Here is a 13759-nt window from a genome sequence, read left to right as displayed (position 1 = left end):
TTCGGGGCGACCTGCTCGAACCGCCCTTCGCTCATGACGGCGATGCGGTCGCTCATTGTCAGCGCTTCTTCCTGAGTGTGCGTGACATAGATGAAGGGGCTGTCGAGTTCGACTTGGTAGCGGCGCACCTCAACTTCCATCTCCTTCCTGAGTTCGCGGTCGAGATTGGCCAGCGGCTCGTCCAGCAACAGCAAGGCCGGGCGCGCGATCAGTCCGCGGGCCAGTGCGACACGCTGCTGCTGACCGCCGGAAAGCTGGTGGGGATAGCGGTCGGCCAGACCATCGAGCCTGAGTAGATCCAGCGCCCAGGCCAGCCGCTCGTCCTGCTCGGCCTTGCTGCGGCCCTGCATGCGCAGTGGAAAGACGACGTTCTCGCCGACCTTCTTGTGCGGGAACAGGAGGAAGTTTTGGAACACCATACCGACGCCGCGCGAATAGGGCGGCAGCGCAGTTACGTCCTGACCGTTGATGAAGACGGAACCTTCGTCCGGCATCTCCAGCCCGGCAATGATGCGCAACAAGGTTGTCTTGCCGGAACCGCTAGGGCCGAGAAGCGCAAAGAACTCGCCCTGCTCGATACCGAGCGAGATCGAGTCGGCGGCGGTAACGCTGCCAAAACGTTTGGTGACGTTCCTGAGCTCAAGAACGAATTCGGACATGGGCGTACGGTCGCCTACACTGCGTGAGAAGACAAGGACCCGGCCGGAACACCGGCCGGGTCCTGATCATCGGACCTTAAGCTGCTTCCACTTCGGACCAGACGCGTTCCCACTTCTCGGGCGACGACGGCTGATCGAACATATGCAGACCGCGCAGCTCGACCGTGCGGTCCATCAGCAGGAGATCGACCTCTTCGGGTGGCAACATGGCGCGCACGTCGAAGCACGGCGCCACGCCCTTCAGCGCGACCCGGTGCATGCTCTCATTGCTGATGTAGTGGTTGACCCAGTGATGGCACATTTCGATCTTCGCCGGGTCGGTGGTGCCGGAGCTGAGCTGCCAGCTATCGATCCAGCCCAGACCGCCCTCGACGGGCTGCAACATGTGCGCGACCTGGAAGTCGATCTCGCCGGCCTCGTAGGCGCGGGTCAGGCGCCGGTAAATCTCCGAGAACTCGGGAGAAGCCCAAACCAAGCCGGGCCGCATCAGCTTTTGCAATGAGTCGTAGTCTTGATAGCGGGTGACCAGGAGACCCTTCTGCTTGATCAAGAGCTCCTTGGCGCGCTCCAACTCCGCGTCGGTCAACTTATAGGGATTGAAAGGCTGGCCATCCGGACGCTCGTCATCCTTCGTGCCCAACTGCGTCGCCGCCAGGATACCGGCCATGGCGATGTTCTCCTCGAAGCGCGCGCCGGTCGCCAGGTGGCCGGCATACTTCTCGTCGAACATGATGTTGAGGCTTTCACGATCCGCCGGCTCGATATGGTCCAGGTTCATCGTGATGCCATAGCTGCCCCAGCAGTTGTTGACACCGATGCGCGTTCCGCCCGGCTTGTCGTGGAGCAGATCGTAGGCGCCCGGCGCGAAGTCCGGGAACAAGTTGGCCAGGTTCGGCAGCAGCGCATCGTCCATGGGCTGGATCAGGTTGTCGCGGTAGTAAAGCCGCGGCCAAAAGCCGTCCGCCATGACCAGATCGAAGTCCTCCGTACCGCCGGCCTTCATCTTGTTGAAAGCCTCGGAATTGCCGTCGAAGAACGACGGCGAGACGGAAACGTCGTACTTTTCTTCGAACTCGTTGACCGTGTCGGCGATGTTGTAGTCCTGCCAGATCAGCATGCGGATGGTCATGTCCGCGGCCTTGGCCCTGCGCACATGCGGGGCGGCGATCGCCGTCGTCGCGGCGGCCGCGGCACCTGTCTTCAGGACAGAACGGCGCGACAGCCCTTTGGATTTGGGCTTGTAAGAGGTCTTGCTTGGATGGTTGTCTTTGGGCTTCGACATGTCTCTCCCCCAGTCGGTGTTGCCTGATGGAACAACAATGCTCTGTTCGCTCGAGGCGCCCCACCACAATGCCCTCCGGTGCCGGCGCTCTCCCCGACTCGATTATTGACTCGATTCGGTTGCCAACACAATTATCATGTTTCGATTTCGAAAATTTACCGACGAAGGATTCTACGATCGGCGGGGCAAGCGAAAGGTGACGTCGAAGGCACGAAAGCAGTCGCGTCCGTTGGGCGAACGTGTACGCCAACTGCGTGCCGAGCATGGCTTGACGCTGGCGCAGGTTGCCGCGCTCAGCGGCATCTCCATCTCCACCTTGTCGAAACTCGAGAACGGCCAGACCGGCCTGCACCTGGACAACATGATCCGGCTGTCTGCGGCCTTCGAGATGCCGGCGTCCATCCTGATCAACGATGTCGGCGTTGATTCCGGGGCCACATCGATTGCCCGCGCCGGCGGCCCTTACTCCCACGTCGTCGACACCCTGGACTTCAAGGTACTGCACGACGATCTGCCGTCTCAGCGCAACATTTTTTGGAAGGTCCGGCTGCGCGCGCGCACCCTTGCCGACTTCGGTCCCTATCACTCGCATCCCGGCGAGGAGTTCTTTTTTGTCCTAGAAGGCCGCGTCAAATTCCACATCGAAGGGCGCAAGCCTTCGATCCTGAAGGCCGGCGACAGCGTGCAGTTCGACAGCTCGCTCGACCATGCCTATCTGGCTTACGGCAGTGATGAGGCGCTGATCTTGATGTCCAACACCATTGCCGACCGAAAACGGCCGGGGTTCCTTGAGCTGGAGCCCAATACCGGCAAGCAGAAGCAACAGACGAAACGGGCAAAGAACAGGAAGTCCCCATGACGCCAACCGACGTTAGAAGCGTCGACGACGCCAGAAAACTCATCGAGGAACGCGACACCGATCACATCGTTGTCGGCATGCCGGACCTGCAGGGATTTCTGCGCGGCAAGTACATCTCGCGCGATAAGGCGCTGACCGTGCTCGAAAACGGCATGGGGGTGCCCGGCGTCACCTTCGCGCTCGACCCGACGGATGTGATCCTGGACGTCACAGGTCTATCCGACGACGGCAGCGGCTTCGACGACAACATCGTCAGGCTGATCCCGGAGACGTGCCGGGAGATCCCCTGGGAACCGCCCCATCGCAGTCTTTTCTTCCTGGGCGCTTATGTCGACCAGACTGCTGATCTATGCCCGCGCTCGGTCTATGCAAAGGTCGCCGACAAGGCGGCAGCTATGGGGTTCCGACCGTTCCATGCCTGCGAGCTTGAGTTCACTCTGTTCGACGAAACGGCCAAATCGGCATTCGACAAGGGTTACAAGAACCTCGATATCAGCTCGCCGCACAAGGCCTACGAGCTGTTGTTGCGCCAGGAGGTCCGGGCGGAGTTCCATAACGGCCTGATGGACATGTGCCGCGCCATGCGCCTGCCGGTCGAATCGGTCCACGAAGAAATGGGACCGGGCTTCATGGAAGCGGCCCTGCGCTATCAGGAAGGCATCCTGGCGCCGGACAACGCGGTGATCTTCAAGACGTTCGCCAAGGCTTATGCTCAACGCCAAGGCAAACTGATCACCTTCATGGCGCGCTGGACCAACGAGGCGGACGGTCAAAGCGGTCATGTGCACATCTCGCTTCGCGGCGCCGACGGCGAGGCGGTGTTGCACGACCCCGACGCCGAACGGGGTATGAGCCAGACCATGCGCCATTTCGTCGCAGGCATGCAGGCCTTGATGCCCGAGCTGCTGGTGATGCTGGGTCCCAGCATCAACTCGTTCAAGCGCTACCAGCCTGACATCTTTTCGCCGATCGCCGCGACCTGGGGCTTCGAGAACCGTACCTGCGCCCTGCGCGTTATTCCTGGCGCGCCGTTGTCGCAGCGCATCGAGTGCCGCACGCCAGGCGCCGACGCCAACCCTTATCTCTCGATGGCCTGTCTGTTGGGCGCTGGACTGTGGGGCATTGAACACGCACTCGAGCCGAGCGAACCCAGCGTTGGCAACGTCTATGCCCAGGAAATCCCGGAGCATCTACGTTTTCCAGCCACGTTCTCCGAAGCCATCGACCGCTTCGGCTCGTCGACGGCCGCAAGGTCATTGTTCGGTGACACGTTCGTGGATTTCTACGCCCAGTCGCGCGCTTCTCACGAGGCGAGTTTCCAAGGGCTCGTGACCGACGTCGAACTGCAACGTTTCTTTGAGTTTGCCTGACCATGTCCAAGATCGTCATTCTTGATCACGATGAACCGCATCCCGTACGCGTGCACCGCGAGCACGGTTTGTCTCCGTTTTTCCTGACCTGCGACCACGCGGGCAAGCGCATTCCACGCAAGCTAGGCGACCTCGGCCTGCCGGCCCACGAACTCGAACGTCACATCGCCTGGGATATTGGCGCGCTCGCGACATCCGCGCATCTTTCGGCCCGGCTCGACGCGACCCTGGTCGAGCAGGTCTATTCACGCCTGGTTGTCGACTGCAACCGCAAGCGCGATATGCCGACCTTCGTCACCGAGGTCAGCGAAGCGACCGAGATCCCCGGCAACATGGGCCTGCGCGACGAGCACGTAGCCGCGCGCGAAAGGGAAATCCACACGCCCTATCACGACCGGATCGTCGACCTCATGAATCATCGCGAGCGGACAGGGCGGCCAAACGTCCTGATCGCCATGCACAGCTTCACGCCGATCTTCCATGGCAATGCGAGACCATGGCATATCGGACTGCTCTATAACCGCGATGACCGGCTGGCGGCGATCCTGCACGACGTCTTGACCGAACACGACGTGGTCGTCGGCGACAACGAGCCTTACGCGATCTCCGACGACTCCGACTACGGCATTCCCGTACACGGTGAGGAACGGGGCGTGCCGCACATCGAGTTCGAGATTCGCCAGGATCTGATCGCCGATGACGCAGGCCAAAAACGGTGGGCTGCGCTATTGGAAGACGTGCTACGCGTCGCGCTCCAGCGCCTGGAAGCACACTACCCCGAGGCTGTTCTGGCGGCCGATTAGTGGATCTCATAGACGCCATGCCATAATGCGGCGTCCCGACTGCCTCGCAGATTAATGCGACTTTTCCGCGCGAAGTGGAGAGGCGGTTGCCCTGGACGTGTATCACCGCCGCAGTCTATAGAATGACCTGTAAAAAGAAGGGAGGCCCACAACATGCAAATCAAAACGTGGATCATCAATCGGTCATCGGCAAGTTTCGTTGCGGTCACGCTTGCCGCCGGATTGACGGTCGCAGCCAACGAATTGGCGGCTCAAGACAACGGTGAAATCAACGCGTTGATCTGGTGTGATCACGCTGATCCCGCCCTGCTGGAACCGTTTGAGGAAGAGCACGGCGTTACCGTCAACGTGAAGGAATACGAAGGCACAGGCACCGCCCTTGCTCTGCTGGAACAGTCCCAGCCTGGCGACTGGGATGTCTTCGTTGTCGACGGTGTCGACGTGCCGCGCGTTGTCGAAGCGGGTTACCTGGCACCGCTGAACGCCGATGACTTTCCCATCGACGATATCTTTCCCGGCCTTGCCGAGAGCGAAATTCACTGGATCGACGGCAATATCTACGCCGTGCCCGAGAAGTTCGGCTACAACACCATCTCGTTCAACAGCGCCAATGTCGACGCTGGGGACATGCGTCATGTCGATGTCCTGTGGGCCGACACCTATGACGGCCGCATCGCGATCTACGACTACTATATCCCGGTCATTACCATGGTTGCCATCGGCCTGGGCTTGATGGACGACGGTGTCATCAGCGAAGACGAGTTGCCGGCCATCCGCGAGAAGCTGCTCGCCATGAAGGACCGCTCCGCCATGGTTGGTGAGGTCGTCGCCGTGCAGACAGCAATCGCCACCGGCGACGTCGACATCATCGCCGGCGGCGGCGAATGGGTGACGGCCGTCTTGGCCTCCGAAGATCCGAACATGGATTGGGTCATGCCTGACGAAGGCGGCGTGCGTTGGTCGCAGTCAATCGGCGTCTTTGCCGACTCACAGAACCCTGAGATGGCGACCAAGTTCGTCCAGTACATTTTGAGCCCGGAAGGTCAGGCCCGCCTGGCGACATCATCGTGCTACTGGGCCATGCCGGCGAACACGAAAGCCGCTCTGGATGATGACCAGAAGGCAATCCTGAGGTGGGACGAGCAGAATGGGTTCATCGAGAACTCCCATCCCTACTTCATCCCGGATGCCGACATGGACGCCAAGTTCCTGGAGATCTGGACCGAGATGTTGCAGCACTAATGCTGCGGCGAACGTGCCGCGGCGGACCGGCGTCCGCCGCGGTGCTTCGGCGTTGGTGCTATTTCGATATGTGCTGAGCGCTTCATGGCGACCCGACTGACTGGCAGCCTTCGCGGCTGGGGCCTGATGGCCCCCGCGCTTGCATGGACGGTCGCATTTTTTGTCGTGCCCCTTGTCGTCATGGCGCTTTACAGCCTGTGGCAACGGGTCGGCGGTCAGCTCATGAAGACGCTGACTCTGGCCAACTACCAGGCGTTCTTCGAGCGCAGCTACTTTTTCGATGCCCTCTTCAACTCTCTGGAGATCACGGCCATCACAGTCGTGTTTTCCATCGCGCTCGCCTATCCCCTCGCCTACATCCTGGCCTATCGCGTGCCACCGCGCTGGCAGCGGCTCGCGCTGGTCTTGGCCATTCTGCCGTTCTGGACGTCGTACCTCGTGCGCTCCTACAGCTGGCTTCTGGTGCTGTCGGGCGACGGCATTATCAGCCAGGCGCTCCTGTGGCTTGGCTTGACCGATGACGGCGTATCGTTCGCCAACAGCCGCGGCGCGACGATTCTTGGTTTCGTCCATTTCTTCACGATGCTGCTGACGCTCACCATCTTCGCCAACCTCGTGCAGATCTCACCCAACTATCGCAAGGCTGCGGCGGACTTGGGCGCTTCACGACTGCAGATTCTGCTGCGCATCACGTTGCCGCTGAGTCTGCCCGGCGTCATGGTTGGCGCGTTTCTAACGTTCGTGTTGGCGATCGGCGACTATGTGACGCCGCAGATTTTGGGTGGCAGCCAGGAACTCCTGATGCCCCAGGCGATCCTGCTTCAGGTCCAGCGCAGCGCCGACTTTCCGATGGCATCGGCCATGAGCATGGTCCTGATGGTCGTCGTCACGCTTGTCTTCTTGGCTTCAGCGCGCTGGCTCAAGATGGAGCGCGTGTGATGTCGCGCGCGAACGCAAGGCGCCTGCTCTCCGCTCTGCCGCCGGCGGTCTACATTGTCGCGATCTATACCTTCATCTTCCTACCGGTCGTCGTCCTGGTGCTGTTCTCGTTCCAGGACGGCCGGTTGCCGGTGCCGCCGCTGAAGGGGCTGTCGACGCGCTGGTACGAAGCCATCTTCGCCGACCGGGATCTGATGGGCGCACTCGGCAACTCCATCGTTGTCGCCGTCGTCTCGTCGTTGATCGCGATGATCCTGGGCTTTCTCGGTGCCCACGCGCTGGCGCGCCACCGGCTGCCGGGCGCCACGTTCCTGCAGTGGTTGTTGATGGCGCCGCTCTCCGTCTCCTATCTGATCATCGCGATGGGCCTGCTGATCACCTTCACGTCGGCCGGCGTGCCGAAGTCTTTGTGGGCGGTCGGCATCGGCCATGTCGTCATCAACATGCCGCTTTGCTTCGGTATCTGCCTGTCCCAGATGGGCGGCCATCAAGTCTCCGCCGAACGCGCGGCGCGCGATTTGGGCGCCAGTGAGTTCAAGGTGATCCTGCTGATTAGCCTGCCCATGTTGTGGCCTGCTCTGCTCGCGTCGTTTTTCTTGTCGTTCACACTGTCATGGGACGAGTTCGTCATCGCGTGGCTGGTATCGCGTTTCGAGGTCACCTTGCCGGTCGAAATCTGGAGCCTGCTTAGAGGCGGTCTCAACCCCAAGACGAACGCCATCGGTACGGTGGTGTTCGCCATCTCGATGGCTTTGCTTGTGGTGATCGAGGTGCTGCTGTCGCGTCGAAGGAAAGCATCATGACCGAGCCCCTGGTCCGCATCGAACACGTGTGCATGGCGTTTGGCGACACGGTGGCGGTCGACGACGTGTCGTTGGACATCGCGCAAGGCCAGTTCGTTGTCCTGCTCGGACCGTCGGGCAGCGGCAAGACCACGGTGTTGAACATTCTGGGCGGGTTCCTGGAGCCGACCGCCGGCCGGGTGCTGATTGCCGGAGACGACGTTACCAGTATCGCGCCGGCACGCCGCCCGACAACGACGGTATTCCAGGACTACGCCCTCTTCCCGCATATGAGCGTCGCGGCCAATGTCGGGTTTGGCCTGGCCATGCGCAAAATTGGTGGCGCCGAACGCCGGCAACGCGTCGGCGAGGCCCTCGCGATGGTCGGCCTGGGCGAAATGGGATCGCGCCGTGTACATGAGCTGTCGGGCGGCCAGCGCCAGCGTATTGCGCTTGCCAGGGCGCTGGTCGTCAATCCCAGCGTGCTGCTGCTCGATGAACCGCTTGGCGCGCTTGACCTTAACCTGCGCCGGCAGATGCAGGAGGAGTTGCTGCACATTCAGCGCCGCCTCGGCACAACCTTTGTCCACGTAACCCACGACCAGGACGAGGCGATGAATATTGCCGACACCATCGTCGTCATGAACGATGGCCGGATCGAGGATGTCGGTCCGCCCGACCGTATCTATCTGAAGCCGCGTACCCGGTTCGTCGCGACCTTCATGGGTGAAAGCAATATCTTGGCGGGGCGTGTGACAGACGCTGCCGGTGGACGGGTCAGCGTCGAGACGTCTGTCGGAGTCATGACTGTCGAAGGCGACAGTGCGGTCGGTTCGGACGTCCATCTGTCGATACGCCCTGAGCAGCTCAGCATTGGCTCAGCCGGCGGCGACGCGATCGGACTGGGGCGGGCCACGGTCAGCGAGCGCGCCTTCAACGGCTCTCACATGCGATGTCACGCCAAGGGCGGGCCTGACGGCCGGCTTGATTTCTTGCTGCACCTGCCCCAGCGAAGCACCGTCGAGCCGGGTCAGGAGATCGAACTAGCGGTCGCCGAAGCCGACGTTGTCCTGCTGACCGACTAAGCCGCGTTAGTCTGCAGCTGGGCAGCCGGCCTTGCGGCGCCCGGCAATGTACTCGTCGGCGACCTCAACCATCCGCTCCCGCCCCATGCTGGCGTAGTGGCCACCGTGACAGACGCTCACCGGCAGTTCCTTCACGCGCTCCATGCTCTCCACGTAGTCGTCGGCGTTGGAGTCCTCGCCGTCGTCAATGAGGTTGCCGTCATAGATGCAATCGCCCGAGAAGAAGATCCCTGATTTGCGCTCGAAGAGTCCCAACTCGCCGAGCGAGTGACCCGGCAGGTAAAGCACGTCGAAGACACGGTCGCCAAGATCGATGACGTCACCATCGTCGACCAGCCGCGTCGGCGGCGCGGCCTTCACGGTGTAGGTTTCCACGTCAAAGCCCTCATAGGGATAGGCGGTGAAGATATCGGCGGTAACGTATTGGTCGATCGCCATGTTCTCGCGCGTCGGCGACGTCATGATGTCAACTTCCGCACCGTGCATGATGCGTTCGTCAAACTCGTGATGGGCACCCACATGGTCGAAGTGACTGTGGGTCCCCAGGCACCAGACCGGCCGCTCGGCCAACAGTGCGATGCTCTCACGAAGTGGCGCGACGCCTAATCCCGAATCGACCAAGAGATCGCGGTCTCGCCCCCTGACATGCCACATATTGCAGCGGATACCGGGGTCGACATGGGGTTCCCAGATCAGCGTCACGTCGTCGCTGAGCCGCTCGGTCGCGTACCAGTCTTTGGCTGTCGGTATCGTCATCGTTGTCGTCTCGCTGCCTTGGGGGTCGGCTTCACTATAAGGCAGTGGCGCAGCGGCTGGCCACGACACAGATTTCCGTCGATTTGGCGACCGATCAGCGTATCGTTGGCCTAAAGAACAGGGTCTTTTGACAATGCCAGCACAAACACAAGCCGGCACGACGGATCGTTCCGGCATCATCGGCCAATTCGGGCCGACCTTTGACGTGCCGGTGGAACGTGGTGCTGTACGCGCCTTCGCGCGTTCCGTCTATGCGCCCTGGTCGGTCTATCTTGATGACGAGCGGGCCGTCATCCCCCCGACATTCCTGACAACGGCCAATGTCAACTGGGGCTATACGCTGGAGCGGCCACGCGGAACCGTGTTGGAAGAGCTGGATCATGACCTCAGCGTGCCGCTTCACGCCGAGGAGACGTATCTGTTTCACGGCACGCCGCCGCGCGTTGACGACCGGCTGACGGCGCGCGCCTGTCTGGAGTCCTTAACGGAGAAACCACGCAAACGTGGCGGTGGGCTGACTTTCCTGGTTCTGTTGACGGAGTTTCGCGACAGCGACGGCGTGCTTGTCGCCGAAGCGCGCTCGACCACGGTGACCACACACGGCGCATCAGATGAACCGACCGATTGGGGATCCGAACCGCCGGCTTACCAGCCCCGCTACGTAAGCCTGGAACCGCCCGACCCGTTTGCCGCGATCGCATCGGCCACATGGGTGGACGTTAATGTCGGCCGTGGTCCGGGGCCAATATCTCTGGGGCCCCTCACCATGCACGAGATGGTGCGCTATCAAGCCGCCGGCGGCGAGGACAACCCCCTGCACTACGACCTCGCCCACGCGCGCGCCGAGGGCTTTCCGGGCATGTTCGGCGTCGGCATGCATCAGGCCGGCGGCCTGGCGAGCTATGCCGCCCGGTGGCTGGGTCCACAGAACGTCCGCAGCTTCCGCAGCAGGTTCACTAACGTCTTCTGGGTCGGCGATCCCCTGACCTATGACGGCAAAGTCGTGGCGCTGCGCGAAGAGGACGGCCAGCGGTTCGCTGACCTGGAGCTGACCTGCACGCGCGACAGCGATGATGCTGTCATTGTCCATGTCTGGATGACATTCGAACTCGCTGTCTAAAGACAGGCACCGGGTCGACCGCGTGTCACAACATAGTTTGCGCCTGTCCGCTACATAGGGCGAATCTATGCCGATTGCTCTGGACCTCGCGTTCATCGATACCATAAGGTCGCCTCGGCTGCCGTGATCGGCACGCGGGTTTCTATGTCGGGAGCGGATCATGGCGGCACGCAAGCCGGTTAATCCCACACTGAAGAAGCTGAAGGCGCTGGCCAAGCTGCCGATCGAAAAGGCGTGGGCGCTGCCACCGGAGATCTATCACGATCCGGAAATACATGCGCTCGAAACGGAGCGCATTTTTCGCCACGACTGGCTGTGCGCCGGACGCGCAGAATCAATTCCAAAAAAGGGCGACTACTTCACTTATCGAATCGTCGACCAGCCGATCATCGTGATCCGCGGCTCAGACGGTGCGGTGCACGCGTGGTCGAACATCTGCCGCCACCGCATGATGCGCCTGCTGGACGGCTCCGGCAGTTGCCGGCGGATCGTCTGTCCCTATCACGCCTGGACCTACGACATCGACGGCCAGCTCGTCGCGGTCAAACACATGGATAGGACCGAAGGCTTCGACAAGTCCCACATTCGCCTGCATCCCGTTCGATCGGAGGTCTGGAACGGCTGGGTCTATGTCACCTTGAACGACGAGGCCCAGAGCGTCGCTGAGCTGTTGGCGCCGCTTGACGAGATCACCGCGGACTACCGCATGGGCGACTACGTGGAGGTCGTGCGCCAGGACCACGTCTGGAACACCAACTGGAAGCTGCTGACCGAGAACTTCATGGAGGGTTACCACCTGCCGGTGACCCATCGCAAAACGGTCGGCAGTTTCTTCCCGGCCGAGGAGACCGAGTTCGGCGACGGCAAGCCGCACGAGGCCTTCACCTACCAGTTGTTTCAGAAGACGACCGAGGCGCCGATCGGTACTGCGCACCCCGATAACAAGGTGCTTAAGGGCCGGTGGCGCACGACCTCTGTCATGCCGACGGTGTTCCCCAGCCACATGTATGTCCTGGCGCCCGACCACCTGTGGTACCTGTCGCTGCAGCCGGCTGGGATCGATATGGTGGCGATCCGCTACGGCGTCGCATTCGCGCCGGAGAAACTGGCGGACACCAACGACCGCGACGCCCTGGTCAACGATGCTGCCGAGTTCCTCTGGGAGGTCAACCTGGAGGACCGCTTCGTCGTCGAAGGGCTCTTCGAAGGCACCGCCGCGCCACTCGCCGAGGCCGGCCCGCTGTCATGGCTTGAACGCGAGAACCACGAGTTCGCTGGTTACCTCTCTCAGCGGCTGACGTCCTAAAGGCCTATCTCGCGACAGGGCGTGAACGCGTCCTCCGCTTGCCCATAGTCGTCACGTAGCGCGGCAATCTCCGGGCGGTCCAGATAGACAAACCGGCCGTCCCGCCAAAGCACCTCGCCGTCGAAGGTGATTGTGGCATCGATCAGCACCGGCGATACCTCACCCGGCGGCTCATCGCCGCACGTATGCAGGTGCGTGTAACGCGGGCTATTGAAAGCGACGCTTCCCCAGCGCGAGAACGAGTCGACCATTCGGCCGTCATAGACCGTTTTGGGATGTATGCCCGCGTGCCATGAGAAGATCTTGCCGCCATCGATATCGAACAGCGATGCCACGTGGTCGAAGTGCGCGGCGACGCGTTCGGCGTTCGGGCCTTCGAACCCATCGATGCGCCCTGCCTTGAGGCTGAGGGTGACGGGCTCGTCGAGCACAAAGCCCTCGGGTTCGTAGTGCCGGTTCAGCGTCGCGTTTATCCACCGCGTGACAAGCCGGCCATTCATGGTGGCGGCGTCGAGCGGTCGGAAGATACCGATCGGGAACAGCCGCAACTGGAAATCGCCCGCGTCTTCTTCGATCGAAAAAGGCAACGATGACGAGCTGATGTCGCTGCCCAGAGGGCAGGTGATGCGCCATGCGCCACCGTCGGCAATGCGTCGCGTCAGGCGGTCGAGGACAGCGACCATCAACCCGTGGGGCACACGGCTGAAACCAGCGGCCATGAGCTCAAGGCTGAGCACATACGTCATCGTCTTGGTGCATGCTTCGGGCGCGCCCTGAAATCGAAACTGGTCGCCGATGCGTGCAAAGAAAATGGTGTGGTCGACCTCGCTCATGGCGCGCGCCAGGGCGGCCGGAAAATCATCAGGGCTAACCGATGCCGGTCCCCGCTGCCGTAGCACATGACAGCCCAATTCTTCGGCTACGGTCGCGACGAACGCGGCGACGGCGGGATCGTAGCCGTCGGTGCCGTCGCTTTCGACGAGCAGCAGGCGGTCTCCCGAAGCGACGCCGACGCAGCCCTGAAGCAGGTTAAGCGCGCCGGCGCGTGCAAGTTGTTCAATGCCGTTGATCAAATCGGCCCCTCGCCTCTCTTGGACCGCGCCTCGCAGACGCGGCTGATAGCACGAGCATGGATGCCATGCCCCCATAGACTACGGCACAGCGCGGTTCACGGCCATGCCGCGCCTTTAGCATCTGCTGTGATAGAATGACGCCAGGGACATACGCTCTGCCTGAGGAGGTGTCCGTGACGCAGTCTACGCCAACCTACCTGTTCGAGCCTGCGGAGAAACCGTCGCTGGACGTGGTCGATGTGCCGCTGATCGAAGCAACCGATGACTCCGTCAAAGGCTATGGCCACCTGGTCGACCAACCCGACGACGTCGAGATCGAAATCGTACGTTGGCCTCAGCAGGGCTGGCGACCGGTCGACGACGGCACCGGCGACGAGGCCGGCTGGGTCGAGGGTGTCTTCCACGGCAGTTGGGCCGGCGACGTCCTGATGGGCACCAACGATGCTGTCAACGGCCACTACGTCCTCGGCTGGTCAACCGACC

14 protein-coding genes are annotated in these 13759 nt (G+C 61.8%); 10 read left to right on the top strand and 4 right to left on the bottom strand.

Going from position 1 to position 13759, the window contains the following annotated elements; genetic code table 11:
* Positions 1-659: ABC transporter ATP-binding protein (locus AAF563_24430; GenBank protein ID MEM7124445.1), on the bottom strand; the 659-nt coding region annotated here is incomplete at its 3' end.
* Between the two features lie 76 nt (positions 660-735).
* Positions 736-1941 carry a hypothetical protein gene (locus AAF563_24425; protein ID MEM7124444.1) on the bottom strand — a complete coding sequence of 402 codons (1206 nt, stop codon included), beginning with the start codon at positions 1939-1941 and terminating at the stop codon, positions 736-738.
* A 229-nt stretch (positions 1942-2170) separates the two neighbouring features.
* On the opposite strand from AAF563_24425, the gene AAF563_24420 reads away from it, so the two are divergent.
* From AAF563_24420 to AAF563_24390, 7 genes are all read left to right on the top strand, one after another.
* Positions 2171-2800 carry an XRE family transcriptional regulator gene (locus AAF563_24420; protein MEM7124443.1) on the top strand — a complete coding sequence of 210 codons (630 nt, stop codon included), beginning with the start codon at positions 2171-2173 and terminating at the stop codon, positions 2798-2800.
* Entirely contained in the window at positions 2797-4170 is a 1374-nt protein-coding gene (locus AAF563_24415; protein MEM7124442.1) for a glutamine synthetase family protein, read from the top strand. Before AAF563_24420 ends, AAF563_24415 begins: the two co-directional genes overlap by 4 nt.
* Before the next feature lie 2 nt (positions 4171-4172).
* Complete coding sequence (locus AAF563_24410; protein MEM7124441.1) at positions 4173-4973, top strand: N-formylglutamate amidohydrolase; 801 nt, start codon at positions 4173-4175, stop codon at positions 4971-4973.
* A gap of 153 nt (positions 4974-5126) precedes the next feature.
* Positions 5127-6215, top strand: a complete 1089-nt coding sequence (locus tag AAF563_24405) for an extracellular solute-binding protein (GenBank protein ID MEM7124440.1) — start codon at positions 5127-5129, stop codon at positions 6213-6215.
* An 84-nt stretch (positions 6216-6299) separates the two neighbouring features.
* The gene (locus AAF563_24400) at positions 6300-7154 is read left to right on the top strand and encodes an ABC transporter permease (GenBank protein ID MEM7124439.1); all 855 of its coding nucleotides are present in this window, start codon (positions 6300-6302) and stop codon (positions 7152-7154) included.
* Positions 7154-7957 carry an ABC transporter permease gene (locus AAF563_24395; GenBank protein ID MEM7124438.1) on the top strand — a complete coding sequence of 268 codons (804 nt, stop codon included), beginning with the start codon at positions 7154-7156 and terminating at the stop codon, positions 7955-7957. The genes AAF563_24400 and AAF563_24395 overlap by 1 nt, the downstream gene beginning before the upstream one ends.
* Positions 7954-9021 carry an ABC transporter ATP-binding protein gene (locus AAF563_24390; protein MEM7124437.1) on the top strand — a complete coding sequence of 356 codons (1068 nt, stop codon included), beginning with the start codon at positions 7954-7956 and terminating at the stop codon, positions 9019-9021. The genes AAF563_24395 and AAF563_24390 overlap by 4 nt, the downstream gene beginning before the upstream one ends.
* Positions 9022-9027: 6 nt before the next feature.
* On the opposite strand, the gene AAF563_24385 is transcribed toward AAF563_24390, so the two are convergent.
* Complete coding sequence (locus AAF563_24385; GenBank protein ID MEM7124436.1) at positions 9028-9777, bottom strand: MBL fold metallo-hydrolase; 750 nt, start codon at positions 9775-9777, stop codon at positions 9028-9030.
* 133 nt (positions 9778-9910) lie between these two features.
* Here AAF563_24385 and AAF563_24380 point away from each other — a divergent pair, with 133 nt between their 5' ends.
* Together AAF563_24380 and AAF563_24375 are read left to right on the top strand one after the other, a co-directional pair.
* Positions 9911-10897, top strand: a complete 987-nt coding sequence (locus AAF563_24380) for a MaoC family dehydratase N-terminal domain-containing protein (protein MEM7124435.1) — start codon at positions 9911-9913, stop codon at positions 10895-10897.
* 160 nt (positions 10898-11057) lie between these two features.
* Positions 11058-12203 (top strand): aromatic ring-hydroxylating dioxygenase subunit alpha, encoded by a 1146-nt coding sequence (locus AAF563_24375; protein ID MEM7124434.1) that lies wholly within the window; start codon positions 11058-11060, stop codon positions 12201-12203.
* On the opposite strand, the gene AAF563_24370 is transcribed toward AAF563_24375, so the two are convergent.
* Positions 12200-13276, bottom strand: coding sequence for a hypothetical protein (locus tag AAF563_24370; protein ID MEM7124433.1), 1077 nt, complete (start codon positions 13274-13276; stop codon positions 12200-12202). The two genes, AAF563_24375 and AAF563_24370, sit on opposite strands and share 4 nt — an antisense overlap.
* Before the next feature lie 173 nt (positions 13277-13449).
* On the opposite strand from AAF563_24370, the gene AAF563_24365 reads away from it, so the two are divergent.
* Positions 13450-13759: ureidoglycolate hydrolase (locus tag AAF563_24365; GenBank protein MEM7124432.1), on the top strand; the 310-nt coding region annotated here is incomplete at its 3' end.

It is taken from the genome of Pseudomonadota bacterium, assembly GCA_039028155.1.
Classification (GTDB): domain Bacteria; phylum Pseudomonadota; class Alphaproteobacteria; order SP197; family SP197; genus JANQGO01.
Note: the sequence above shows the minus strand (reverse complement) of the source record. Positions and strands in the feature narration are given on the sequence as shown.

Coding starts and splice junctions, on each gene's coding strand:
- AAF563_24415 (MEM7124442.1), top strand. CDS start 2,797: ATGACGCCAACCGACGTTAGAAGCGTCGACGACGCCAGAAAACTCATC.
- AAF563_24410 (MEM7124441.1), top strand. CDS start 4,173: ATGTCCAAGATCGTCATTCTTGATCACGATGAACCGCATCCCGTACGC.
- AAF563_24390 (MEM7124437.1), top strand. CDS start 7,954: ATGACCGAGCCCCTGGTCCGCATCGAACACGTGTGCATGGCGTTTGGC.
- AAF563_24375 (MEM7124434.1), top strand. CDS start 11,058: ATGGCGGCACGCAAGCCGGTTAATCCCACACTGAAGAAGCTGAAGGCG.
- AAF563_24400 (MEM7124439.1), top strand. CDS start 6,300: ATGGCGACCCGACTGACTGGCAGCCTTCGCGGCTGGGGCCTGATGGCC.
- AAF563_24385 (MEM7124436.1), bottom strand. CDS start 9,777: ATGACGATACCGACAGCCAAAGACTGGTACGCGACCGAGCGGCTCAGC.
- AAF563_24405 (MEM7124440.1), top strand. CDS start 5,127: ATGCAAATCAAAACGTGGATCATCAATCGGTCATCGGCAAGTTTCGTT.
- AAF563_24425 (MEM7124444.1), bottom strand. CDS start 1,941: ATGTCGAAGCCCAAAGACAACCATCCAAGCAAGACCTCTTACAAGCCC.
- AAF563_24395 (MEM7124438.1), top strand. CDS start 7,154: ATGTCGCGCGCGAACGCAAGGCGCCTGCTCTCCGCTCTGCCGCCGGCG.
- AAF563_24380 (MEM7124435.1), top strand. CDS start 9,911: ATGCCAGCACAAACACAAGCCGGCACGACGGATCGTTCCGGCATCATC.